General features: G+C 56.3%; 19 protein-coding genes and 2 pseudogenes. 12 read left to right on the plus strand and 9 right to left on the minus strand.

Going from position 1 to position 22755, the window contains the following annotated elements:
• Positions 1-131: pseudogene (locus AB5Y85_RS01080) on the plus strand (tryptophanase); the annotation flags it as partial.
• A 135-nt stretch (positions 132-266) separates the two neighbouring features.
• Here the strand turns inward: AB5Y85_RS01080 and cdd are convergent.
• From cdd to AB5Y85_RS01095, 3 genes are all read right to left on the minus strand, one after another.
• Positions 267-1151 carry a cytidine deaminase gene (cdd, locus tag AB5Y85_RS01085; protein ID WP_257686992.1) on the minus strand — a complete coding sequence of 295 codons (885 nt, stop codon included), beginning with the start codon at positions 1149-1151 and terminating at the stop codon, positions 267-269.
• Between the two features lie 185 nt (positions 1152-1336).
• Complete coding sequence (locus AB5Y85_RS01090; RefSeq protein WP_257686991.1) at positions 1337-2023, minus strand: LrgB family protein; 687 nt, start codon at positions 2021-2023, stop codon at positions 1337-1339.
• Positions 2020-2376: a CidA/LrgA family protein gene (locus AB5Y85_RS01095; protein WP_204476987.1), complete on the minus strand. Its 357-nt coding sequence runs from the start codon at positions 2374-2376 to the stop codon at positions 2020-2022. Before AB5Y85_RS01095 ends, AB5Y85_RS01090 begins: the two co-directional genes overlap by 4 nt.
• Positions 2377-2540: 164 nt before the next feature.
• Between AB5Y85_RS01095 and AB5Y85_RS01100 the strand changes: the two genes are divergently transcribed.
• Complete coding sequence (locus AB5Y85_RS01100; protein WP_368221060.1) at positions 2541-4250, plus strand: glycoside hydrolase family 36 protein; 1710 nt, start codon at positions 2541-2543, stop codon at positions 4248-4250.
• A gap of 78 nt (positions 4251-4328) precedes the next feature.
• Here the strand turns inward: AB5Y85_RS01100 and AB5Y85_RS01105 are convergent, their stop codons facing one another.
• A complete protein-coding gene (locus tag AB5Y85_RS01105) occupies positions 4329-4829 on the minus strand; it encodes a hypothetical protein (protein WP_005360277.1) in 501 nt (166 codons plus the stop codon).
• Positions 4830-4984: 155 nt separating this feature from the next.
• Positions 4985-6412 (minus strand): exodeoxyribonuclease I, encoded by a 1428-nt coding sequence (gene sbcB / locus AB5Y85_RS01110; protein WP_103252520.1) that lies wholly within the window; start codon positions 6410-6412, stop codon positions 4985-4987.
• Positions 6413-6765: 353 nt separating this feature from the next.
• On the opposite strand from sbcB, the gene AB5Y85_RS01115 reads away from it, so the two are divergent.
• From AB5Y85_RS01115 to AB5Y85_RS01125, 3 genes are read left to right on the plus strand one after another with little or no spacing between them, the layout of a single operon-like run.
• Positions 6766-9153 carry a dynamin family protein gene (locus AB5Y85_RS01115; RefSeq protein WP_257686989.1) on the plus strand — a complete coding sequence of 796 codons (2388 nt, stop codon included), beginning with the start codon at positions 6766-6768 and terminating at the stop codon, positions 9151-9153.
• On the plus strand, positions 9150-10067 hold the full coding sequence (locus tag AB5Y85_RS01120) for a YjcZ-like family protein (protein WP_236346067.1): 918 nt from the start codon (positions 9150-9152) through the stop codon (positions 10065-10067). The genes AB5Y85_RS01115 and AB5Y85_RS01120 overlap by 4 nt, the downstream gene beginning before the upstream one ends.
• Entirely contained in the window at positions 10052-11122 is a 1071-nt protein-coding gene (locus AB5Y85_RS01125; protein ID WP_257686988.1) for a patatin-like phospholipase family protein, read from the plus strand. Before AB5Y85_RS01120 ends, AB5Y85_RS01125 begins: the two co-directional genes overlap by 16 nt.
• A gap of 105 nt (positions 11123-11227) precedes the next feature.
• Here the strand turns inward: AB5Y85_RS01125 and AB5Y85_RS01130 are convergent, their stop codons facing one another.
• Entirely contained in the window at positions 11228-12136 is a 909-nt protein-coding gene (locus AB5Y85_RS01130; RefSeq protein ID WP_257686987.1) for a WYL domain-containing protein, read from the minus strand.
• A 100-nt stretch (positions 12137-12236) separates the two neighbouring features.
• Between AB5Y85_RS01130 and AB5Y85_RS01135 the strand changes: the two genes are divergently transcribed.
• The 3 genes and pseudogenes from AB5Y85_RS01135 to AB5Y85_RS01145 form a co-directional block, all read left to right on the plus strand.
• Positions 12237-12527, plus strand: a complete 291-nt coding sequence (locus AB5Y85_RS01135; RefSeq protein ID WP_257686986.1) for a DUF4258 domain-containing protein — start codon at positions 12237-12239, stop codon at positions 12525-12527.
• A 6-nt stretch (positions 12528-12533) separates the two neighbouring features.
• Positions 12534-13178 carry an ADP-ribosylglycohydrolase gene (locus AB5Y85_RS01140; RefSeq protein ID WP_257686985.1) on the plus strand — a complete coding sequence of 215 codons (645 nt, stop codon included), beginning with the start codon at positions 12534-12536 and terminating at the stop codon, positions 13176-13178.
• 211 nt (positions 13179-13389) lie between these two features.
• A pseudogene (locus AB5Y85_RS01145) lies at positions 13390-13994 on the plus strand (IS5 family transposase); the annotation flags it as partial.
• A gap of 86 nt (positions 13995-14080) precedes the next feature.
• On the opposite strand, the gene AB5Y85_RS01150 reads toward AB5Y85_RS01145, so the two are convergent.
• Both AB5Y85_RS01150 and cra read right to left on the minus strand, forming a co-directional pair.
• On the minus strand, positions 14081-15274 hold the full coding sequence (locus AB5Y85_RS01150; RefSeq protein WP_257686984.1) for an aromatic amino acid transport family protein: 1194 nt from the start codon (positions 15272-15274) through the stop codon (positions 14081-14083).
• Between the two features lie 557 nt (positions 15275-15831).
• Positions 15832-16818: a catabolite repressor/activator gene (cra, locus tag AB5Y85_RS01155; protein ID WP_257686983.1), complete on the minus strand. Its 987-nt coding sequence runs from the start codon at positions 16816-16818 to the stop codon at positions 15832-15834.
• A gap of 296 nt (positions 16819-17114) precedes the next feature.
• Between cra and fruB the strand changes: the two genes are divergently transcribed.
• Genes fruB through fruA form a run of 3 tightly spaced genes read left to right on the plus strand, consistent with a single transcriptional unit; the run spans position 17115 to position 20937 of the window.
• Positions 17115-18215 (plus strand): fused PTS fructose transporter subunit IIA/HPr protein, encoded by a 1101-nt coding sequence (fruB, locus tag AB5Y85_RS01160; protein WP_257686982.1) that lies wholly within the window; start codon positions 17115-17117, stop codon positions 18213-18215.
• On the plus strand, positions 18215-19204 hold the full coding sequence (pfkB, locus tag AB5Y85_RS01165) for a 1-phosphofructokinase (RefSeq protein ID WP_257686981.1): 990 nt from the start codon (positions 18215-18217) through the stop codon (positions 19202-19204). The genes fruB and pfkB overlap by 1 nt, the downstream gene beginning before the upstream one ends.
• Positions 19201-20937 carry a PTS fructose transporter subunit IIBC gene (gene fruA / locus AB5Y85_RS01170; RefSeq protein ID WP_257686980.1) on the plus strand — a complete coding sequence of 579 codons (1737 nt, stop codon included), beginning with the start codon at positions 19201-19203 and terminating at the stop codon, positions 20935-20937. The genes pfkB and fruA overlap by 4 nt, the downstream gene beginning before the upstream one ends.
• 101 nt (positions 20938-21038) lie before the next feature.
• On the opposite strand, the gene AB5Y85_RS01175 is transcribed toward fruA, so the two are convergent.
• On the minus strand, positions 21039-21290 hold the full coding sequence (locus tag AB5Y85_RS01175; RefSeq protein ID WP_101531353.1) for a DUF1289 domain-containing protein: 252 nt from the start codon (positions 21288-21290) through the stop codon (positions 21039-21041).
• Positions 21291-21440: 150 nt separating this feature from the next.
• Here AB5Y85_RS01175 and mltA point away from each other — a divergent pair, with 150 nt between their 5' ends.
• Positions 21441-22592 carry a murein transglycosylase A gene (gene mltA / locus AB5Y85_RS01180; protein ID WP_257686979.1) on the plus strand — a complete coding sequence of 384 codons (1152 nt, stop codon included), beginning with the start codon at positions 21441-21443 and terminating at the stop codon, positions 22590-22592.
• Positions 22593-22755 lie beyond the last annotated feature (163 nt).

Here is a 22755-nt window from a genome sequence, read left to right on the forward strand (position 1 = left end):
GGGATCACATGGACTATGTGGCCGACTGCCTGATCGCGGTGAAAGCGCGGGCCAGCGACATTCGCGGGCTCACCTTTGACTACGAGCCACCGCTGCTGCGCCACTTCACGGCGCGGCTAAAACCTGTCTGATCAGCAACCGGTCAGACTGGGTGATCAACCCAGCCAAGCCGTGAGGATCACCGGCTGCTCCCGGTTAAACGGCCAAGTAAAAAAGCCCCCGCACCTTGGTGCGGGGGCTTTCATTTATCGAAGCAAAGCCGGGGATCAGACCGCCTGATACTCCAGCTCGACGGAGCCCAGTGCCTTGAGGGTGGACTGGGTGGAGTCACGCTGGCTGATCTGGCCGTTTTTGTTCTCCAGCAGCACGGCGCGGCGGATGGTGGCGAGATCTTCGCCATTAAGCACCGCATGGGCGCAGGCCATCTGCATCGGCGGCAGGCTGGGGTTGAAGGCGGCGTTCTCGGCGTAGCGACCCGAGAAGATGCGACCATCGGCAAACTGCAGCGCCACCGCGGCATAGCCCTGACTGTAGGGGGCGTAGCTTTGACGGGCAGCTGCCAGCGCGGCTTGCCACAGCGAGTCTTCGCTTTGAAGCTGAAGCTCTGCGTGATCCTGCGGGCTCATCAGCGCATCAGTGATGTCGAGATCCGCCGGGCCAAACGAGTGGGGCAGGAAGGATTGCAGGGCGCTCAGGTCATCGGGCAGAGAGACTTTCAGGATCTTGGCGGTGCTCAGCTCGTTCATGAACTGACGGCAGTGGCCGCAAGGGGTGTAGTTGACGGTGATTTCAGATATCCCGGTCTCGCCACCCAGCCAGGCGTTGGAGATGGCGGACTGCTCGGCGTGGACCGAGTGGAACAGACCTTGTCCCGCAAACTCCATGTTGGCACCGAAGTACCAGGTGCCACTGAGGCCACAGGCGATGGCACCGACGTAAAACTTGGAGATGGGTGCCACCGAACAGGCGGCGGCCAGCGGCAACAGGGCGAGGCGCAGGGCGCGATCATCGAGACCTGTGGCGGCTTTCAGGGTGGCGACTTGCTCCGGTGTGAAGCGGGCGTTGAAGTCGGCACTATCCAGCATGGGCTGCACGGCTGCTTTGAGCGGGGCAGAGAGGGTATCGAATGGCTTGGCAAAACGGGGATGCATAGTGTGTCCTCAAAGGCCAATTGGGCGGCCATTGTAGGGAGCAAGCTCGGGTAAATGTGTGAGCAGGCTCACGCCCTGATGGGCAAACGGAGGGGGATGGTAATGGAAACGTTTGTCTTGTGCAAATTGTGCGGCAGGTCGCACCCCGACAGCACTGCAGAGCCGTCGGGGTGGTTAATCATTGGTCAGGTGAGCCAGTGATAGATGGCAAAAATGAGGGGCGCAACGGCCGCGGTGAGGATCCCGCATACCACCATGGCGAGCGATGCAAAGGCCCCTTGGGTGATCCCCTTCTCGGCGGAAGTCGCAGTGCCGATGGCGTGGGCACAGGCCCCCATGGCGAGCCCTTGTGCTTCCGGGTCGGTCACTTTCAGCAATTTGAGCAGTGGATAGCCGATCAGGGCACCGACAATCCCCACCACCACCACCACGGCGGCCGCGATGGCGGGAATGCCGCCGATGGACTGGCTGACGCTCATGGCGAGCGGGGTGGTGATGGATTTGGTGGCAAGGGAGGCGAGCAGCGCCGGATCTGTGCCCATAAAATGACCGATCAGCAGGGTTGTGCACACCGAGATCAAGACGGAGGCGAGGGTACAGATTAGGATGGGCTTGAGCTTGGCCTGGATCTGGCGCGCCTGCTGATAGAGCGGCAGCGCCAGCGCCACCACTGCGGGCTCCAGCAGCATGGTGATGGGGCTGCTGCCGCGCTCGTACTGCTCAAGGGGCAGGTCGAGCCAGAGGAGCAGGCCGATGATCACCGCGGTCGGCACCAGCACAGGGTTGATGATGGGCCAAGGCAGGCGGCGATAGAGGGCGCGGGTGGCGAAATAGAGCGCCAGGGTCAGAGGGATCGCTAGCCATAAGATCATTTGTTCATCCTCTGATAGAGCCGACCGACGGTGGCGAGGATCAGCACGATCCCGAGCACGATGCAGAGCATGATGACGCCGAAGGATTGGCGCAGGGGCTCAAGCCAGGCCACCAGTCCGACTGCAACCGGCACGAACAAAACGCCCATGTGGCGCAGCAGCAAGCTTGCCCCCAGCTCGACCCAGTGCAGCTTGATCAGTTGCAGGGAGAGCAGCACAAACAGCAGCAGCATACCGATGATGCTGCCGGGAAAGGCGAAAGGCAGGATGGCTGCCACGGATTTGCCTGCCAGCAGGCAGGCGACGATGACCATAAAGTCACGAAAGTACAGCAAGGCGCGTTGCGCGATCACGTGAACCTCATCGACTGGGAAGAAAAATCGCAGTTTACCAGAGAGGCCGGGTCGCGGCATTAAAACAATAACAACTGAAATCAGTTCATTTGAAGCTGATTTGTATGCAGATTATCTGTTGAACATCGTCTGATAGAACCCTTTTCGAACTACAAGGAGTAGTGATGACATCCCTCTTGTCCCGAGTTCGCCAGCTGGCGAACGATAATGCGTTGCCACCCCATCTGCTGCAAACCCGTGAGTGGGAAGGGCCCCTGTGTCGGGTGCGACTCGACAACACCGGTTCTGATGCCCCCCCGATCGAGCGCTGGGTGCTGTTTGACGGCAAGCTTGGCCTGCCGTTGGAGAGCGCCATCTATGGCGAAGGATTCCAGATGCTGGCCCAGACCATGGGTAGCTGGCAATCACCGCAACATGTCGGCCGTTGCCCCGATGCCAGCGTCTATCGCATCACCGATGACAATGGCTATCACACCATTCACAACCTGTTGCTGGTAGAGCATGGCAAGGGGTGGCTGCTGCTCGCCTTTGCCAGCTGCCACCGTTTTGGCGGGGAGTTTCGCCTCTATCCCGATGGTCGCTTGCAGATCCTGATGAACTGCGAAGGGCGAAAACTTACCGCCGGTGAGCATTGGCAGAGCGAGGCGCTGATCTGCCTCGAAGGGGCGGAGCGCGAGGATCTGCTGGCCGAGCTGGCACGGCTGATCGAGGTCGAACATGGCTCGCTGATCGGCAAGGTAAGTGAGCGCCCGAGCGGCTGGTGCTCCTGGTATCACTACTACGCCGAGGTAAGTGCTGCCGACATTCGCGAGAACCTGCAGGTGCGTGCCGAGCGTTTCCCGGTCCTGCGTTATGTGCAGATCGACGACGGCTATCAGGCCAAAATGGGCGATTGGCTCACACCATCGGCCAAGTTCGAGCAAGGCGTTGCTTCACTGGCTGCCGAGATCAAACAGGCTGGCTGCGAGCCCGCCCTCTGGGTCGCTCCCTTTATTGCCGAACCAAGCTCGCAGGTGTTTCAGGAGCACCCAGACTGGTTTGTGAAGGGGGATGACGGCCTGCCGCTCCCCTCCGAGCGGGTCACCTATGGCGGTTGGCGTTGTACTCCCTGGTATGTGCTGGATGGTACCCACCCTGAGGTGCAGGCGCACCTTGAGCGGGTGTTCCGTACTTTGCGTGAGCAGTGGGGCATCCACTACTTCAAGCTCGATGCCAATTTCTGGGGCGCTATCCACGGTGGCCGTTTCCACGATCCGGCCGCCACCCGGGTTGAAGCCTATCGACGCGGTATGGCGGCTATTCTGCGTGGTGCTGGTGAAGGTGCTTTCCTGCTCGGTTGCAACGCCCCCATCTGGCCAAGCCTTGGGCTGGTGCACGGCATGCGGGTGAGTGACGATGTGGAGCGCAATGGCCACCGCTATCGCCAGATCGCCCGTGAAGCCTTCTGCCGTGCCTGGCAGAATGACAAGCTCTGGGCCCTCGATCCGGACTGCATTTGCCTGCGGGATCTACCGAGCCAGCAGGCAAGTAAAGCTGAATACAGTTTCCATCTGGCTGCACTGGTGGCGAGCGGTGGCATGATGCTGGCCGGTGATCGGCTGCAAGATCTCGATGAGGAGCAGGCTGCGCAACTGCGCAAGTTGCTGGCGCTCTGCGCCGCCCGGGCACCCTCTGCCCGTTTCGAGTCGATGGACTTTGCCTGCGGCGAAGTAAGCCTGCCCGAGGGCGGCACTTTGCTCTGCCTGTTCAACTGGGAGGGGCAACCACAGGAGTTTCTGCTGCCGGAAGGGGGAACTGATTTTTGGCAGGGGCAGGCAGTCGGCACAACCGTGACCCTGCAAGGGGGCGAGGGGCGGGTGATCCACTACACCTGATCACAGCCTCACCATAAACAATTCAGGCTCCATTACGGAGCCTGAATTGTTTCAATTAGCGGTTATCAGTCACGTTTTTCAGTAACGCCACTCAAAACCAACGGCGTATTTGGCAGAGCCATAGCCCGGGATATCACTGCCGGAGGCGATCGCCTTGAGGGTTAGCAACGGGGTGATGGGCACCCCCAGACCAAAACCGATGGCCAGCTGATCATTGGGGTTCCCCATCAGATCGACCCGCATCACTCGATAGAGGGACATATCCTCGCTCAGGTGCATATAGGCTTGCGAAGCGCGGTTATAGACCTGACCAAACACCTCCAGCTGGAAACCTGACTGGGCGCTGATGGCCAGCGGTACCCCGACAAACTTGTAGAGATGGGAGCCGTTGAAGTAGCTGTTGGTGATCAGGGGAGTGAAATCAGTCTGCTGATAAAGGGTATTGAAGTTCTGTTCTACGATGCGATAGGTCTGCTCGGGCAGGCGAGCAAGATAATCCGGCACATCGAACCGGTATGCGGCGTTGGCTGCCAGCGGCAGCAGGGCCAGTAATCCGAGCAGTGCGTGGTGACGAGGCATCAGCAAATGGCTTCCGTTCGGCCAAAGATATCTCTTGCTTGGGAGACATCCACTCAGGATGTTGCAAGATATTGGTTTTTGGGGAAATCCCCTTCGTCATTATGACCTGAAGAAGGGGACGGGCGGGAAGGATTTATTGTGAAACTACTCACAACTCATAAATCTTCCAGATAGTGGTAGAGACTCTTAAGAATCGCAAAGTTCCGTTCGTTACTCTGGTTCTGCTCTGCCAGCGCCTCGAGACGGGGCACGTAGTCCGGCAGACGGCGGCTGAAGTAGTCGCTGCAGTGCAGGCGCCAGCGCTTCTGCTCTGCTTCGCTCAAGGTGTGTGGCCAGTTGCGGGCGCGGTAGCGGAACAGCATCTCCGGTAGCCGGGCGTCGGTAAAGGCGAACTCCCGTTCACCCAGCAGATCCGCGGGGGTGGCACGCACCAGATCTATGGTGGACTTGTCGCCATGGCCAAAGAATCCTGCGTAGAGCTGGGTATCGGGATCGCCGTCATTGCTGCCCGCAAACTCCTGATTGAACACTTCCACCAGTTTTTCCCGCACTTCGGGGTGGGCGCGCAGCAGATCCAGGCTCTTGCGGCACTGCTCCCGATCGATGCCCAGCTGGTCGGCCCGCTCTGCCGTCAGGGTGGCGGCCGGTGCAAGTACCGGACACTTGTTGATGTGCACCAGTTTGACCGGAATGCTTGCCAGATCCCCCAGCTCCTCTTTTTTGGTATAGAGGCGCTCGCGGATCTCCTCGCTGGAGAGTTCAATGAGCGGGGTGGGGTCACGGGTCAGATCCACCATGATCACCGCGTTCTGGTTGGTGGGGTGCCAGGCAAGTGGCGAGACCCAGCTTGCACAACCCTGCCAGGGGGAGAACATGCCGGAGACGTGCACCAGCGGCTTCATGGTCACCACGTCAATCAGCGCCTTCACCTTGTTTTTGTTACGCAGATCAAAGAGATAACCAAACAGCTTGGGTTGGGCTTTTTTCACCAGCTTGGCCATCTCGATGGTGGCCAGCACGTCCGAGAGTGCATCGTGAGCATTGGCGTGGGCGACGCCGTTGGCGACCGTCAGCTTCTCCAGCCGGAAACTCGGCTTGCCCTCATCGTCAAACGCCCACTCGATCCCCTCCGGGCGCAGGGCATAGCAGGCCCGCAGCATGTCGAGGATATCCCAGCGGGAGTTGCCGTTCTGCCAGCTGTAGGCATAGGGGTCATAGAAGTTGCGATAGAGGGTGTAGCGGGTCACTTCATCATCGAAGCGGATGCTGTTGTAGCCAAGCACACAGGTATTCGGCGTGGCGAACTGCTCGTGGATCTGGCGAATGAAATCCGCCTCGCACAGCCCATCCTTCATCGCCTTTTGCGGCGTGATACCGGTAATCAGGCACGCCTCCGGATCCGGCAGGTAGTCTGCCGGAGGCTTGCAGTAGATGACCAGCGGCTCGCCAATGATGTTGAAATCCGCATCGGTACGAATACCGGCAAACTGCGACGGCCTGTCCTTGGCGGGGCTGATGCCGAAGGTCTCGTAGTCGTGGAAGTAGAATGTTGGCTCGTTGCCCGCGTGTGCTGTTTTGCTCATGTTGCTCGAGATGAGGTATCCGATGACGGCGGCTAGCGCCTGGGTGGGCGGTGCCAGGCACCACAATTGCCTGCATGGTAAACCATAGCGCAGGCAGAACGAAGGGCGAGCCGTGCAGGTGGTGGTTTATTGGGCGGAAAGAGTTGTGTGGTGGTGGGTGACAGTCTGGTTTGCGCTGACTTCTGCCTGAAAATGTGACATGTGAGTCTGTACAGTAGTTAAAATTTAGATTGCCAATCTATATAATCAGGCCAGAAAAGATTTGGTGTGTTTGTTCGTTCAAGAGCGAACGCATAAGAAAATGTTACCAAAGTGTATTTTTGCATTAAAAATGAGAAAAGTAAGGGAAAGTAATGCACGAGAATAATATCGAGTTGCTGTGTCAAGAAGCCGAAAGATTGTTAGAACTTAACATTGACTTGCTGCAAAAAATGCTCACAGAACCGAAAGTTCTAGGCGATAGCAATGTTCAGTTGTTTGATCGCAGTAAAGCAAAAAAAAGAATTGAAGAATTACAGGGTGAGCAAATAAAAATTAGTAACAAGGAGATGGTTCTCGCCATCGTAGGCACAATGAAGGCGGGAAAGTCTACAACCATCAATGCGATAGTTGGCAAAGAGGTTCTACCTAATCGCAACCGGCCGATGACATCGATTCCAACGTTAATCCGTCATGTACCTGGTAAATCAACGCCATATTTGCATCTTGGTAATGTCGAACCTATCAGCAAGCTAATATTACTGTTGAATAAAAAAATTGAAACGGTTGATGGAAAGCAAAGAGTTGAGTCACTGAGAAAAGATAAAGAAAAAGAGAAATTACTTGATATTTTGACTGATGATTGGCTAAAAGATAATTACAATGGTGAGGTTGAGATATTTAAATGTTTATCCGCTCTCAATGATTTAGTACGATTGGCTACAGAACTAGGTTCCGAATTCCCATTTCATGATTATTCGGAAGTTCATAAACTGCCGGTCATTCAAGTAGAGTTTAGTCACCTTACTGGTATGGACAATAGTCAAGGTACACTGACATTGCTCGATACTCCTGGGCCAAACGAAGCAGGCCAACCCCAGCTTCAGGCTATGATGCATGACCAATTACAAAAAGCCTCTGCTGTTTTGGCTGTAATGGATTATACGCAACTTAATTCTGAAGCTGACGAACAAGTTCGCAAAGAGCTAAATGCCATCGCAGAAGTTGTTGCTGGACGATTCTTTGTATTAGTCAATAAATTTGACCAGAAAGATCGCAATGGTGATGATGCAGATACGGTAAAACAAACAGTTCCTACCATGTTAGAAAACGGATTACTCAGTAGTGAACGTGTTTATCCAGGGTCATCACGTCATGCTTATCTGGCAAATCATGCACGTAGTGTCATTAGTCAGGGAAATCAACTTTCAGCCAGGGAAGGATGGGTTAACGATTTTATGATGATGGCAGGTTGCGATGAAGAAGATCTCGCAGATCGTGAATATGTACTAAAGAGGGCAAATAAATTTTGGCAACATTCATTCTTCGATAGGTTAATTTCAGAGGTTATCCAAGCAGCCCATACTAAGGCTGCTGCATTAGCAGTGGATTCTGCTGCAGCTAAATTGGTACAAAATTCTGAGAGTGCCGATGAGTATTTGGCTCTGCGTCATCAGGGGTTGCAAGCTAGTATTCATAGCTTACAGACACAAATTAAAGACCTTATCAAAGACATTGAGGAGGTTGCGGCTTGTCAGCAAGAAGTTGATAAGGAGGTGAAATTTGTCATGGGGGAAATCACCCATGAAACCAAAAAGTTGTTAAATAATGCTGAAAGCAAGTTGGAAAAAGAACTGGATAAGTACTTCCAAGAAGGAAAGCGCCAAGAAGAAGAGCTGAACAAGGAATTTGAACGTCATTCAAAACATGACAAAAATAACCGTGAAGAAAGTGATAAACGAGGAGTTTTCGGCACTTTATTGGGGGCCTGGGCTGGAAATGTTGGGCAGCAATCGCGTGATTTTGATCCAGAAAATCCAGAAGTTAAATTTTCTGAACATGCTGAAGCAATGCAGTTTATTAAAAAGATTGAAGAGTCAGTTATTAGTATTTTAGCTGAAAAAGAAAAAGAAATTAAACCAATGTTGACCAAAATTGTGGGAGGCATTGAAGGCAGCTTTCATTCTAAAACAATGTTAGCAGTTGATAAGATTGCAAGCCAAATTAACTCACGTCTGGAGGAAGATGGTTTTACTGTGAAAATATCTTTTCCGAAAGTCAGTGAGTTGAAGACTAATCTTGCCACCGACACTCGTATAGCCAATCTGCTAGAACAGAAAACATTTAGCGAAACACGGCATCGTCGATCCAGTGGCGTGTGGGGAACGTTATGCGGTTGGTTTAACACAGATGATTGGGGCTGGGAAACCTATAAAGAAGATGTCACCCGTAGTGTGGTGAATATTAATACAATTAAGAATGCTGTCAGAAATCAGACCAAAGAGCATTTTGAAAAACTGAATAACGCTATTGATCAGCAAGTCAACGCCCCAATTCTCAAAGAGATTGAAAGCTTCTTCATTACATTCAAAGGCAAGGTGGAGCAGCTTCGACATACTCTGATTCAGAGCACAGAAGATCATAAAAGTAGCCAGCAAGAACAAGAACAATTGACTGAGCGCCTTAGTGTTCTGAGAAAGCTAACACCGGAGATGATCAGTGACAGTAAGATACTCAAGAAAGAACTGGAGCTGATGCTGTGATAGCTACATTTTCTGAAACTTTTCCTAATAGCGAGGCGTGCCATATTCTGGCATGCCTGCCGGAGAAATTTATCGTTGATTTTGCCAACGGGATAGATGTAGTTCATGACCATGTGCGTCAGCAAACAGATCGATCCTTTTTTCGGCGCATCAAAGAAGGATTCAACGGACGATCATCCCAGAGGCAGCAAGCTATTAATGCTTCGTTGCTAGATGGGGTGGAGGCTTCTCTCAATTGGCTTACCGAGTTAACGTCATCACTTGCTACCACAAACTATGCGCTTGCACAAGTGAACGATAGGGTCAGTTCGTTGATGCAGGATACAGCTACTATTGCGCATTATTCTGCAGACACTCGTGAACAGTTGAACATGTTGGCGATGCAAGTTAATAAACAGTTACATCATCTGGAGCAACGGCTCCGTAGTGTCGATCGGCTGCAGCGCGGCCAGCTGCATTTGGAACAAATATTTTCCACTTGGAAAGCAGGTCGCTATTCACTCCTACCGCTGGCTGGACGTTGCTATGTGGCACTGGAAGAGCTGCGTTGGGGGGCATTTGGTGAAGTGATCCGCCATGGTGAACCGCAACAGGCAAAACAGTTGCTGGATATTCTAAGAAATAGAGCAGTGGTTCAGCTTGCAGAAGACCATAACTGTCCAACATCAATGTGTCACGACACGCGCAGTTGGTTAACCTGGCAGGGTGAGCATGAGCAACACAGTGACTGGTCCGCAGCCGTTAACTGGTTGGCGGACTGGTGTAATGAAGATACTCATCCCATCATCTGGTCTACTACACAGTCATACAACGCTCTGCCAAGACGTATGCCAAGGTTGTGTTCTGCAGAACGTATTGCTGGTGCGATGGTCGATGAAATCTTCAGCAAGGAGTTAGTATGGAGCAGCAGATGAAAGTAGGGCTGGCGCTTTCCGGTGGTGGTGCCATTGGTGCTTATGAGGTAGGTGTGGTCAGAGCCTTGGCTGAATCAGGTACAGATGTTCATGTTGTGGCTGGTGCTAGTATCGGTGCGCTAAATGGAGCTATTTTGGCCTCTTCAGATACTTTGGCTCAGGCAGCGGAAAGGATGGCGGAAATTTGGTCGCATCTTGGCAATAGCAAGGTGCTAGAGCTAAACAAATCTATCTATTTCTCACTCCTGACACAGTTTGGCTTAGGGTTCGGCACACCAGTACTAAGCAAAGCGGGAGGCATTATATTCGAGGCTCTCAGTCGTGCTGCATTGATTGCGGGGGGGGTAGGGCAGCAAAGTGACTCGTTGTTATCTGATCAGCCACTTATCGATTTGATGAACCGCTATCTGGATATCGATGCCTTATGCTCTGGGTTGCCATTGTACGTCTCTTTATATCCTACAGATGGTGGCATGAAAGATATTCTGAATTGTATAGCCGCCGAGTTTGGGGTCGGATCGACTCGTATTTCGGAGTTCCATCACGTACAAAGTTTACCTGTCAATAAACAGAAAGAGGCTTTGCTAGCCTCTGCTGCGTTACCCTTATTGTTTAAATCACGCGAGATTAATGGTGTGCTTTATAGTGACGGTGGAATGGGAGGCTGGCATACAATGCAGGGCAACACACCAGTAAAGCCTTTGGTTGACGCTGGTTGCAATATGGTGATTGTCACCCACCTGAGCGATGGCTCGCCGTGGGACCGTCACAATTTCCCAGATACTACAGTGTTGGAGATTCGCCCGCAAAGTTCCTTAAAACGCCATGATGGTTTATTTGGAGGTGGAAAGGATCTGCTTGGCTTTACTGCCCAGCATATCGGTTCATGGATTGAGCAGGGTTACCATGACACAATGAGTGTAATAGGGCGAATCCAGAAACCTCTGCAGGCTCGACAGGCACTTCGTACTTCGGAGGTGATCGTTTCAGACAGCCAAGACAGGAATATTCAAACAGGTATGGCGCTAAAAAGCGCTATGGATAGGTTGAAATAAACGCAAAAAAGTTAATGTTGTTGAACTCAGGTAAATAGGGTCATAGTCCTGTGATATTCAGATTATAAATGTGAGAGGCGTTATGCCTCTCTTTTTTTGTCGTGGTTAACAATCTATATTTTTGAGCTTGAAGGTACAGCCTTGCTGGATGAGCTCCTCCCGATTTGCCAGCACCAGCGGGTAGAGCAGGGGATGTTGTTGGTGTTCGCCGTTATAGCTCACCTGCATCCGTTCTAATGAGTAATGCACCAAGGGGATCCGTTGGCTGAACAATAGCTGGTTCCCAGTCATTGCATAGTCGCTGGCGATGATGGCTTGCTGCCCTTGACTAAGGTTTGGATTGGGAACGACTACAGCAGTCACCTGGGTGTTCCACTCCAGATCCTGCTCCCGGCCGTGAGGGGAGGGATCCAGCAGATCCGGTTCGCCGCGAAAACGGCTCATCACAAAATCCAGATATTCCCCCTTTTTTTCGCAATACGCGCGCACGTGCCAGCGGATCCCGTCATAGACCAGAGTGTGGGGCACGATATTGCGGCCACTCTGCTCCTCCGAGCTCAGCGATACGTAATCGACATCGACCCGCAGTTGGCCGCGCGCCGCTTGCACCAGACCGCGCACGATTTTCGGGTCGATATGGCGGTTTGGCACATCCAGGATCTCGATATGGCCATAGCGCAGATCCATCAGCGGCAGGGTTAACAGGCCCGCTTCATGTTGGCGCTGGTGCTGCTTTTCACGGTGTAGCAGCATCAGGTACTCATCTACTTTTCCTTCACTAAAGCGCGGCACAAAGTGCGCTGTGGGTTTGTATCCCTTCAGGCTTCTGTCATAGACCAGCCCGTCCGGTGAGTAGTGGGTCAGGTAGTGGTTGATATCCCGTGACGCCTGTTGGCGACCGATATTGAAGGCGGTCATCAGATGGTTGGTGGTCAGCCGTCCCTCCCACTGCAACACGATCTCCAGCAGACGAAAACGCAGGGTTTGATCCCAGGTGAGCTCTTTGGGTGCCATACGTGCTCCAAAATGCGACATGTTTATGTAACCAGTATCGGCATGAGTATACAGGCTACATATAATGAGTCCATCTAAATGAGCGCCAAAGGAACATGTCATGAACGGGAAGCTGGATAGTGCGTACAGCCATCACGCCGCGTGCCGGATGCAGCAGCGCGGTATTGCTCCCGAGCTGGTAGAGCTGCTGCTGAGCATCGGACGTTCTTCTTATCACCAGGGACGCGAACTGGTTTATCTCGATTGCAAAGGAGTGGCGATGCTGCAAGCCGAGTACGGATTGCCAGCGGAATGCTGCCTGTGTCTGCGCCGTCACTATCTGGTCCTGCAAGACGGCGAGATTATCACCGTCGGTCATAAAACCACTCACTTCAAACGCGATCGTCACTGAGGCTCTATGAACTCAAGTCTGTTATCAGGTCAGGCGGCTATGCCCCTGATCAAGGGGATCTATTGCCTGCTGTCAGCCGAGCGAGGTAGGGAGCTGACCGCTCTGCTTGCCAAAGGCGCGCTTCACCAAGAGGGTGAGACTTCACCGCTGGCGGTGGTGACGGCATTGGCTATCCATGTCGAGCAACATCGGCTGGATTGCACGTCACAGCCCATCTATCTGGGGCGTGAGCAACTGATGACCGGTGCAGCCGATTTGCTGGGGGAGGATGCCAGCTTTGAAGAACAGGATGCGTTTCGTCTGTTGGCGCTGCTACTCGACAAATTGCTGCGAGGAGGGCGTGGCAGCCGTCAGGCCAAGCTGGATGGACTCACGCCAAGCGTGATGGAGCAGCGGGTGCTGGCTGCCCGCTCCCCGAATAGCGGCGCTGTGGTCCGCGGCAGCTGGCGGCGCAAGTCTCGTAATCAGCTGGGCCATGCCAGCTGGCTGGATGTAGTGGAGGCAGCCCTCTGGTGCTTCTGGCATGGTGACGATTTGGCAAGCGGCGAAGTGCTACTCGGTGTGCTGCTGGGCAGGGATGAGCGAGTGCGGCTTGTTTACGGTCTGCTGGTGGGGGCTTTCTACATGGGGGAGCCTTTCAGGCTCGAGTGAGGTTGTTTGAATTCTTCAGCAAGTGATTTAAATATAACAGGAAAATGAACTTCTGCAGTTTATTCCCACGAACTTCTGCGTGTGGTGTTTCAAATATGAAACAGCTGGACGGGTCTAGCTTGGTTCTATTACGGACATTGTTTCCCAGAGCGACACCGCTTGAATGGAACTGACTGAGGACTTGGTGATCCATCTTCTTCAAGTCTGCATCATGGGCACGTCGCTTCATCCCATCACCAACTGGCCTCAATACAACAAGTTTTTGATTAGTCGTGGTTCACTCACCTTTTTGGTTGATACCGAGGCCATGCACAACAGGTTTCACCAAGACCATCACGGGCTACGGGGCCGCAGCCAGCTCTACAGCGACCAGAGCATATGCACCTTTGATGCTCAAGGGGAATTTCAGCCTCACTCTGCTGGCCACTCAGGGACTACTCTACTCCTTGTTCGCGGCCGCTGTGTCTGCCGGACTATAGCGGTGCCAGCAAGCGGGTAAGCACGGTGACAGTGGCTTATCGACAGCCCCCAAAGGAAGGCATTACCGACCTGGTTATCGATTCAACCGGGCTGAAGGTGTTTGGCGAAGGCGAGTGGAAGGTCAGAAAACACGGCGCCGAGAAGCGGAGAGTGTGGCGCAAGTTGCATCTGGCGGTAGACCCGGCCACTCACAATATCGTGGCAGCACAAGTCTCGTTGGAAAATGTCCATGATACCGAGGTGTTGCCGACTCTGCTCAATCCACTGCGGCGTAAACTGGGGCGTGTTTATACAGATGGTGCCTATGACAGCAAAGCCAGCCATAAGCTGATAGCGTGCATTTCTTTCGCAATAAAAAGCCCTACCAATCAGATTGGCGGGGCTTTTGCTATTTGGAGTTGAGCATTGAATCGCGGCAAGGATTAGAGTGCAGGCAGCATTCCAAGGCTGACGCTGATCTGGACGCCGACGATCAGCACGCCCATGGCGGCGGCCACTCCAAGCGCCACTACGCCACCCGGGACGCGGTAGTGGTGGGCAGGAGCCTGTTTGCGGCTCTGCCATACCAGCGCCACCGGCAGCAGTACCGCGAGGATCGCCAGCGCAATGGCGGCGTAGCCCAGCGCCATGATAAAGCCCTGCGGGAAGTAGAGGGCAAACAGCAATGGCGGCACGAAGGTGATAAGGCCAGTCTGGGTGCGGCCCTGCCAGTTGTCCTTGCGGCGGGTTGCCTTGGCCATAAAGTCGAACAGCCCCAGCGTTACCCCGAGGAAGGAGGTGGCGAGTGCCAGATCGGCAAACAGGTGCATCGCCTGATTAAACGCAGGCCAGCTCACCAGCTTGCCGACGTTGGCCAGCAGGCTGTCAAGCGCGCCGCCGGTTTGCAGCAGGGCTTGCTGGCCGAGCAGACCGAGGATTGCCACCTGCCACAGCACATAGAGGATCAGCGGCAGGGCAGAGCCCCAGACAAAGACACGGCGCAACTGCTTGGGGCAGTCACCGAGGTAAAGCATCACACTCGGAATGGAGCCGTGAAAGCCGAACGAGGTGAAGATGACCGGCAGGCCCGCCAGCAACAGGCCCTGACCCAGCGGCATCGAGAGCAGATGCTGCCCTTCGGTGCGGGGTAGCAGCAACGCTAGCACCACCACCATGATCACCAGTTTGACGGTGAACATCAGCCGGTTGAGATAATCCACCGAGCGGGTGCCGACACAGACCATGCCGCCAAACAGCAGGGTAAAGGCCCAGGCGGCCTGCTCCTGGCTGAGGGTCATGCCCGCATCGGCCAGCGCCTGTGCCAGCAGGCTGCTGCCGCCGCTGATGTAGGCGGAGGCCAGCGAGTAGAACAACATCAGGATACAGAAGGAGGCGATGCGCTTGCCCCAGGGGCCGAGCAGATGATCCGCCAGCTGGTGCAGGTACCACTTGCCGGTGTTGAGGCTTGCCTCTACTTGCAGCATGGCGGTGAAGGCCATCAGGGCCCAGAGGCCGACCATCAGCATCAGGGTGGCGGGGCCGCCGAGGGAGGAAGAGGCCAGCGGCAGGGCCAGCATGCCGGCACCTATAGTGGTGCCGGCAATCAATAGGGTACAACCCAGAGTTTTGGTATTCATGTTATCCATCCGAACGTAGCGGTGTCAGTGCAAACAGGCGATGTTAGCAGTGACGTCAACAAGAGGGGGCCAATTGGCGTTATCAGAAGGTGCCTCCGGTGATAGGGCCGGAGGCTAGCAATATCGGAACGGGAACATCTGTACCTAAAACCTGTCACTTGTAAAATATGATTGCCACGTTAGCGGATCAAAATAGTGGAAACAACCCCTTTTATACGGATCTTGTGCTGGCTTGTGGCAATAAGTGGAAATAAATGATGACAGCGGTAGCTAATTGCAGAAAAAGCATCGAAAAAATGACTGGCAGGGGCTCATTGATACAGGTCAGCCAAGTGGTTGCAGCACGGATGGGGAGTGCCTTGTCGTGGCGTTGGCGTTTAGTTGCGGGGTGAAAGGAGTGTGGAGGCCGGTTGTTTAGTCGGCCAGACGGTAGAGAAAGCAACGCGGGCGGGTAGGGTTGTGGGGAAAAACAATAAGGCTGCCAATCCTGGCAGCCTTATTGTCATCTGTTCGCTTTACCCACCCATTGACAGCAAATCGGGTCTGCTTCGATCAGGTTAGCGACGGCGCTTGAGGGTGCGGCTCACATAGTACAGCCCGCTCTGGTAGTCGCCATTGACCGCCTTGAGCGCCAGCTCCAGCGCCTGGCTGGCCAGCGCGTCGTGCTGCTGGGGCAGGGAGTTGATGCCAAAGGGGAGGAAGTCGAGCAGCCGATCGTCGCCGAAGGTGGCCATGGCAAGTTGGCTCATATCGATCTCTTGCTCCAACAGGTAGTCGAGTACCCCCTCCATCAGGATATAGGAGGTGGTGATCAGCGCTTCGGGCAACTGGCCCAGCTGCTGGTGCAGATCTTTGATCAGGCGATACCCCTCAAGACGGGAGAAGTGATCCCCCTCACACAGGTGGCGAGCTGCGCTATGACTGGCGACCGCCTTCTCGAAACCGGCTTTTCGCTCCTGACTGATCGTGAGTGCTGGCAGCGCGGTGATCAAGGCGATATGGCGCAAGGTCGGGGTGAGCAGGGAGCTGGTGAGATCGAAGCTCGCCTTCTCGTTTTCACTGGCGACGGTGACGAACTTGTCGGCGGCCATCGCCCGGTCGATGGCGAGGATTTGGCTGCCTTGCGCCTGCAATTTGCCGTAGAAGGGGTCGTCTGGCGGCAGGCAACTGGCCACCAGCAGGGCGTCCACATGGCGGCTCACCAGCATCTGGGCCAGCTCTTTTTCGGTGGCGGGATCATCTTCCGAGCAGACAATGAGCAGCTGATATCCCTGCGCCCGGGCCCCCTGTTCCAGTCGTTTGGCTAGCTTGGCGTAACTGGCGTTCTCAAGGTCGGGCAGGATAAAGCCCAGAGTCTTGGTCTGGCCGCCGCGCAGGGAGGCGGCGCGGCTGTCCGGCTGGTAGTTATGGGCGGTGACAACGGCCATCACCTTGTCGCGGGTGGCCTGGCTGATGCGGTATTGGTCGGCCTTGCCATTGATCACATAGCTTGCCGTGGTGCGCGAGACACCGGCGAGGGCGGCGATTTCATCCAGTTTCATCATATTGGCTCTGTTTGAGTTGCAAGGCCCACGGTCACTGCCGGGTGAGGGCACCGAAAAGTGTGCGCGGGATCATATCATTGAAAAGCACTCTTGGTGGGTACTTGATCAATTCGCTGAAACGATTCAGTCTGAGTGTAAGTGAAACGATTCAGCCTGTCAGCAGCGAAGAGACCCAGTGGCCTGAAAATCGGGCTCCGATCACAGTCAACCGTGTTCGGGTCTATTGTCAGCTGGCGAGTTACCCGAATGTTCAATTGTGACGTACCGGCGTGGCCGGAACCTGATGGAGAGTCTCTATGTTGAAGTTGGCGCGAGAGCAGATCTTGCTGGGACAGTCGGTGGCAACCAAGTCGGACGCCATTGCCCTGCTGGCAGGCAAACTGACCGAAGCCGGTCTGGTGGAAGCGGGCTATGTGGATGGGATGCTGGCTCGTGAAGCGCAGCATGCCACCTATCTTGGCAGCGGCATCGCCATTCCCCACGGCACCACCGATACCCGTCATCTGGTGAAGAGCACAGGCGTCATGGTGGCCCAGTTCCCCAATGGTATCGAGTGGGATGAGGGGCAGATCGCCTATGTCGCCATCGGCATCGCCGCCAAGTCAGACGAGCATCTGGGCATCTTGCGCCAGCTCACCCATGTGCTGGGTGACGAGCAGGCGGCTGCCCAGCTCAAAGAGGCCACCGATGCCGACACCATCATCAACATCCTGACTGGTGCCACTGCCGCCAAAGAGGTGCAATACCTGATCCTGGCTGACTTCCCGGCCGATGATCGCGACCAACTGCTGCTGGGAGCAGCCGCCCGCGCCAAATCGGCGGGCTGGGGCGATGCCGCCATGGTGAGCGCCCTGCTGGCAAGCGAACCGGCCTATCTGGGCGAGGGCATCTGGCTGGCCCGCGCGCAAGCGGCCCAGACCGGCTGGGTGTTGGCAACGCCTAGCACTGCACTGAACGCAGGGGATCTGCCGGTCAACGCCATGCTGCTGCTGTGCGCCGCAGATAGCGGCCATCTGCCGCAATTGGAGAATCTGGCCAAACTGGCGGCCGCTGGTCAGCTGGCGACGCTGGCGGGCGGCGAGGGGCTGGCCATGTTGCAGGCGGGGCCTGCGAGCGGTCTTTCCGAAACCTTCACTATCATCAACCCCCACGGCCTGCATGCCCGTCCGGGCGCCATGCTGGTCAAGGTGGCCAAAGAGTTTGAATCCGACATCCGGGTTGCCAATCTGGATGGCAGCGGCGAGGCAGTCTCCGCCAAGAGCCTGATGAAGGTGATCGGCCTTGGGGTCAAGTGCGGTCACCGTCTGGCATTTCGCGCCGAAGGGGCAGATGCCGAAGCGGCCCTCAAGGGGATCGGTGAGGCGATCGCCGCTGGTCTCGGCGAGGGGACGCATTGATGAAGATTGTCACCATTACTCTCAACCCTGCCCTTGATCTCACTACTCGCCTTGAGGCGATGAGCCTGGGCGAGGTCAATCTGGTGAGCGAGGCCAACCTGCGTGCCGCAGGCAAGGGGATCAACGTCGCCATGGTGCTCAAGGATTTGGGCCGCGAGGTAGGCGTCACCGGCTGGCTGGGCGCTGACAATGAACAGAGCTTTGTCTCCCTGTTTGCAGAGCGTGCGCTGGATGATCACTTTGTGCGCGTAGCGGGCAGCACCCGCATCAACGTCAAGATTTCCGAGCAGTCCGGTCGGGTCACCGATCTCAACTTGCCGGGGCTCGCTATCCAGCAAGGGGAAGTGAGCGCGCTGGAGCAGGCCATCGACGAGTTGGCTCCGCATGCTGAGTGGTTTGTGCTGGCGGGCAGCCTGCCCAAAGGGGTGGCTCCCGATTACTGCGCCCATCTGATCCGCCTGCTCAAGGCCAAGGGCAAGCAGGTGATCTTCGATTGCAGCGGCGCGGCCTTAAGCGAAGGGATCAAGGCGGCGCCGACCCTGGTCAAACCCAATCTGGAGGAGCTGAGCCAGTGGGCAGGCCGCCCCGTCAAGACGCTGAGCGAGCAGGCAGAGTGTGCCCGCGCGCTTCAAGCAAGCGGGATCCCCAACGTGGTGATCTCCAACGGCGCCGATGGCCTGATCTGGTTTGCCCCGGATGCGGTCTGGCAGGCCATTCCGCCGCGGATGCAGGTGGTCAGCACCGTGGGTGCTGGCGACTCCCTGGTCGCCGGTCTTGCACATGGTCTCAGCCTTGGCTGGGCGCCGGAGCAGACCCTGCGGCTGGCCACCGCCGTCTCGGCACTGGCGGTCAGTCAGGTGGCGGTCGGCTTTGACGATATCAATGTGCTCAACCCTTTACTTGAACAGGTGCGCGTAGAGCGTCTGGATGAGCTGGCACCGGTTCAGTGCAATCCCCCCTCAATGGAAAACTCAGGAGATGCCCAATGAAAGCAATCTTGGTTACGGCTTGCCCGGCGGGCATTGCCACCAGCTTTCTCGCTGCAAAACGGATAGAACAGCAGGCCAAACTGGCTGGCTGGGAGCTCACCCTCGACGTCGGCTCCAGCGTGCAACCGCGCCAGATCCCCTCAAAAGAGCAGATTGCTGCGGCCGACCTGGTGCTGGTTGTCGCCAGTGCTCCGGTGGATCTCGCCGCCTATGATGGCAAGCAGGTCTATCAGGGCAGCATGGATCTCGCCCTGCAGGATCCGGCCGCCTTGCTGGAGGCAGCCGCCAGCGGCGCCAGTGTCTATCGTCATCAAGCCGCCTCCGCCGTTGCCAATGCTGCCGCCAAACCGGCCGCCGCTGGCAAGCGTATTGTGGCGGTGACGGCTTGCCCGACCGGTGTGGCCCACACCTTTATGTCGGCAGAAGCGCTGGAGACCATGGCCAAACAGTTGGGTTATCAGATCCGCGTCGAGACCCAAGGCTCGGTCGGTGCCCAGAATGCCCTGACCGCCGAGGAGATTGCATCTGCCGATCTGGTGTTCCTCGCCACCGATATCGAGGTGGACATGGCCCGTTTCGACGGTAAGCCGGTCTATCGCACCAGCACCGGTGCGGCGCTCAAGAAAACCCGCGCCGAGCTTGACAAGGCGTGGAGCGAGGCGAAAACCTATCGCCACAGTGGCGCCAGCCAGCCCAAGAAAGAAGAAAAGGCAGGCCCCTACAAGCATTTGCTGACCGGGGTCTCCTTCATGCTGCCGATGGTGGTGGCGGGCGGTCTTATCATCGCGCTCTCGTTCGTATTCGGTATCGAAGCGTTCAAGGTGGAAGGCACCCTGGCCGCGGCTCTGATGAAGATCGGTGGCGGCTCTGCCTTTGCCCTGATGATCCCGGTGCTGGCCGGTTACATTGCCTACTCCATCGCTGACCGTCCGGGTCTCGCTCCCGGCATGATCGGCGGCATGCTGGCAAGCTCCTTGGGCGCCGGTTTCCTTGGCGGCATCGTGGCCGGTTTCCTGGCCGGTTACAGCGCCAAGTACCTGAGCGACAAGGTGCGCCTGCCGGTGACCCTGGAAGCGCTCAAGCCCATCCTGATCATTCCGCTCTTTGCCAGCCTGTTTACCGGTCTGGTGATGATCTACGTCGTGGGTGGCCCGGTGGCCGGCATCATGAATGCCATGACCACCTTCCTCAACAACATGGGCTCTGCCAACGCAGTGCTGCTGGGTGTCATCATCGGCGCCATGATGTGCTTCGACATGGGGGGCCCGGTCAACAAGGCGGCCTACGCCTTCGGGGTTGGCCTGCTGGCCTCCAAAACCTATGCCCCCATGGCTGCGGTGATGGCCGCCGGTATGGTGCCGGCGCTGGGGATGGGGATCGCCACCTTCCTGGCCCGCACCAAGTTCATCAAGGCGGAGCAGGAAGCGGGCAAAGCCTCCTTCGTGCTGGGTCTGTGCTTTATCTCCGAGGGGGCCATCCCGTTTGCCGCCAAGGATCCGATGCGGGTCATCCCGGCCTGTATGGTGGGCGGCGCCCTGACCGGTGCGCTCTCCATGCTGTTTGGCTGCGAGCTGATGGCACCCCACGGCGGTCTGTTCGTGCTGTTCATCCCGCACGCCATCAGCAATGTCATGATGTATATCGTGGCGATTGCAGCAGGCTCGCTGCTGACCGGTGTCTCCTACGCCATGCTCAAACGCGGTGAAGAGCAGGCCAAACTGGCTACGGCATAAGCCTCGCCACCCGGCAACACGTCATAACCAAGAGCGGCCTGCGGGCCGCTTTTTGTTTTGTCGGGAGGATAGGTAACCTGTGAGGGGAAGATAGGGAGTGGTTAAAAGTCCCAGCCTTGTTGTTCTGGCAACTGGGGTTGCGCTCCTTCCAGCGCTTTGCGCCGCGCAGCCTCGACCCGGCGTTTGCGATCCCGGCACAGGCGCATCACCTCTTGTTGCTGGGCAGGGGTCATGGTGAGCCAGTTGAAACGCTCTTCGCGATTGCGCAGGCACCCCTTGCAGTAGCCTTTGTTGTTCACTTCGCAGACCCCGATGCAGGGGCTCTGCAGCGGGAATATTTCGAGCTGTTCCATCCATCACCTCGTACACCCTGTCACCTTGTTATAACCCAGCGGATCCCCTTTGGAGAAATCCTGCTTCAAGTGATTGATGTCGTTTGCTTTCCCCCTGCAAATTTGGCATCTTCCCCGCCGAGCATGGCTCTTGGCGTTATATGAGGACATATGAACAAACACGCGTACTGGCTGACCGCCGCAGTGCTGGGACTGGCCGGTTGTGCGGGCAACTCTGACAAAGCAGAAGTGCCCAAAAAGCAGACCGACAACAGATGCTTTCTTAACTGCGAGGTGCCGGAAAATCTGGGCAAGCAGTATCTGGACGGGACCTTACCAGAGGATCTGGTGAGGGTGGAGCGGGTCAATAGCCGTGCGCGTGCCGACTACAGCAAGTTTGGCCCACAAAGCCGACTGGTAATGGAACGCTCCGGCAAGATGACCCGCCGTTATGGCGAGCTCTATCACCAGCTCTCCCGCTGGGTGGCGGGTGGCGGCAATCCTGCCGACATCACCCGTTACGGTATCAGCTTGGCTCAGCTGGGCGGCGCCGATCGCATGGGTAACGTGCTCTTTACCGGTTACTACTCGCCGGTGCTGGAGGTGCGCCACCGCCCGGATGCCAAGTACAAATATCCCATCTATGCCATGCCCAAATGTGGCGGTCGCTGTCCGACCCGGGCCGAGATCCATCAGGGGGCCTTGGCCAACCGCGGGCTGGAGCTGGGTTACAGCAAATCCCTTATCGATAACTTCCTGATGGATGTGCAGGGCTCCGGCTTTGTCCACTACGGGGATGACGATCGGCTGCAATATCTGGGCTACAGCGGCAAGAACGGCCACGGTTACGTGAGTATCGGTCGGGTACTGATCGACCGCGGTGAAGTGCCCAAAGAGCAGATGTCGATGAAGGCCATCAAGGAGTGGGCCAACCGACAGCCGGAGGAGAGCGTCAAGGAGCTGGTGGAGCAGAACCCCTCCTATGTCTTCTTCGAGCGTCGACCCACCAATGATGTGATCGGCGCCGCCGGTATCCCGCTGCTGCCGATGGCGGCCGTCGCTGCCGACAAGACCCTGCTGCCGATGGGGACCCCGATCCTCGCTGAAGTTCCCCTGCTTGATAAAGAGGGCAACTGGACCGGCAAGCACCAGCTGCGCTTGTTGATTGCGCTGGATGTGGGCGGGGCGGTGAAGAAGGGACACCTCGATCTCTACCACGGTATGGGTGAGAAGGCCGGTGTCGCGGCCGGTCACTACAAGCACTTTGGCCGGGTCTGGAAGCTGGGCCTGCACCACGGGCCGACTGCTGCCCCCTGGTTGTAATCTTCTGAGGGGGGGCGTCTGTCATCGGGCGCCCGAGCAAACCCGAACAAAGATGAAGAGACAAAAAAAGCCGCCGGATTGCTCCGGCGGCTTTCTATTTTGTGAGAGTGGCAACTGGTGGCTGCGTCAGCTCTTCTGGATATCCAGCCGGATGGCGCCGACC

This window comes from Aeromonas sp. R3-1 (assembly GCF_040908345.1).
In the GTDB taxonomy this organism is placed as follows: Bacteria; Pseudomonadota; Gammaproteobacteria; order Enterobacterales; family Aeromonadaceae; genus Aeromonas; species Aeromonas veronii.

Excerpts from the sequence above, each read along its gene's own strand:
- cdd (WP_257686992.1), bottom strand. The coding sequence starts at position 1,151 with ATGCATCCCCGTTTTGCCAAGCCATTCGATACCCTCTCTGCCCCGCTC.
- AB5Y85_RS01090 (WP_257686991.1), bottom strand. The coding sequence starts at position 2,023 with ATGATCTTATGGCTAGCGATCCCTCTGACCCTGGCGCTCTATTTCGCC.
- AB5Y85_RS01100 (WP_368221060.1), top strand. The coding sequence starts at position 2,541 with ATGACATCCCTCTTGTCCCGAGTTCGCCAGCTGGCGAACGATAATGCG.
- AB5Y85_RS01105 (WP_005360277.1), bottom strand. The coding sequence starts at position 4,829 with ATGCCTCGTCACCACGCACTGCTCGGATTACTGGCCCTGCTGCCGCTG.
- sbcB (WP_103252520.1), bottom strand. The coding sequence starts at position 6,412 with ATGAGCAAAACAGCACACGCGGGCAACGAGCCAACATTCTACTTCCAC.
- AB5Y85_RS01115 (WP_257686989.1), top strand. The coding sequence starts at position 6,766 with ATGCACGAGAATAATATCGAGTTGCTGTGTCAAGAAGCCGAAAGATTG.
- AB5Y85_RS01125 (WP_257686988.1), top strand. The coding sequence starts at position 10,052 with ATGGAGCAGCAGATGAAAGTAGGGCTGGCGCTTTCCGGTGGTGGTGCC.
- AB5Y85_RS01130 (WP_257686987.1), bottom strand. The coding sequence starts at position 12,136 with ATGGCACCCAAAGAGCTCACCTGGGATCAAACCCTGCGTTTTCGTCTG.
- AB5Y85_RS01135 (WP_257686986.1), top strand. The coding sequence starts at position 12,237 with ATGAACGGGAAGCTGGATAGTGCGTACAGCCATCACGCCGCGTGCCGG.
- AB5Y85_RS01140 (WP_257686985.1), top strand. The coding sequence starts at position 12,534 with ATGAACTCAAGTCTGTTATCAGGTCAGGCGGCTATGCCCCTGATCAAG.
- AB5Y85_RS01150 (WP_257686984.1), bottom strand. The coding sequence starts at position 15,274 with ATGAATACCAAAACTCTGGGTTGTACCCTATTGATTGCCGGCACCACT.
- cra (WP_257686983.1), bottom strand. The coding sequence starts at position 16,818 with ATGATGAAACTGGATGAAATCGCCGCCCTCGCCGGTGTCTCGCGCACC.
- fruB (WP_257686982.1), top strand. The coding sequence starts at position 17,115 with ATGTTGAAGTTGGCGCGAGAGCAGATCTTGCTGGGACAGTCGGTGGCA.
- pfkB (WP_257686981.1), top strand. The coding sequence starts at position 18,215 with ATGAAGATTGTCACCATTACTCTCAACCCTGCCCTTGATCTCACTACT.
- fruA (WP_257686980.1), top strand. The coding sequence starts at position 19,201 with ATGAAAGCAATCTTGGTTACGGCTTGCCCGGCGGGCATTGCCACCAGC.
- AB5Y85_RS01175 (WP_101531353.1), bottom strand. The coding sequence starts at position 21,290 with ATGGAACAGCTCGAAATATTCCCGCTGCAGAGCCCCTGCATCGGGGTC.
- mltA (WP_257686979.1), top strand. The coding sequence starts at position 21,441 with ATGAACAAACACGCGTACTGGCTGACCGCCGCAGTGCTGGGACTGGCC.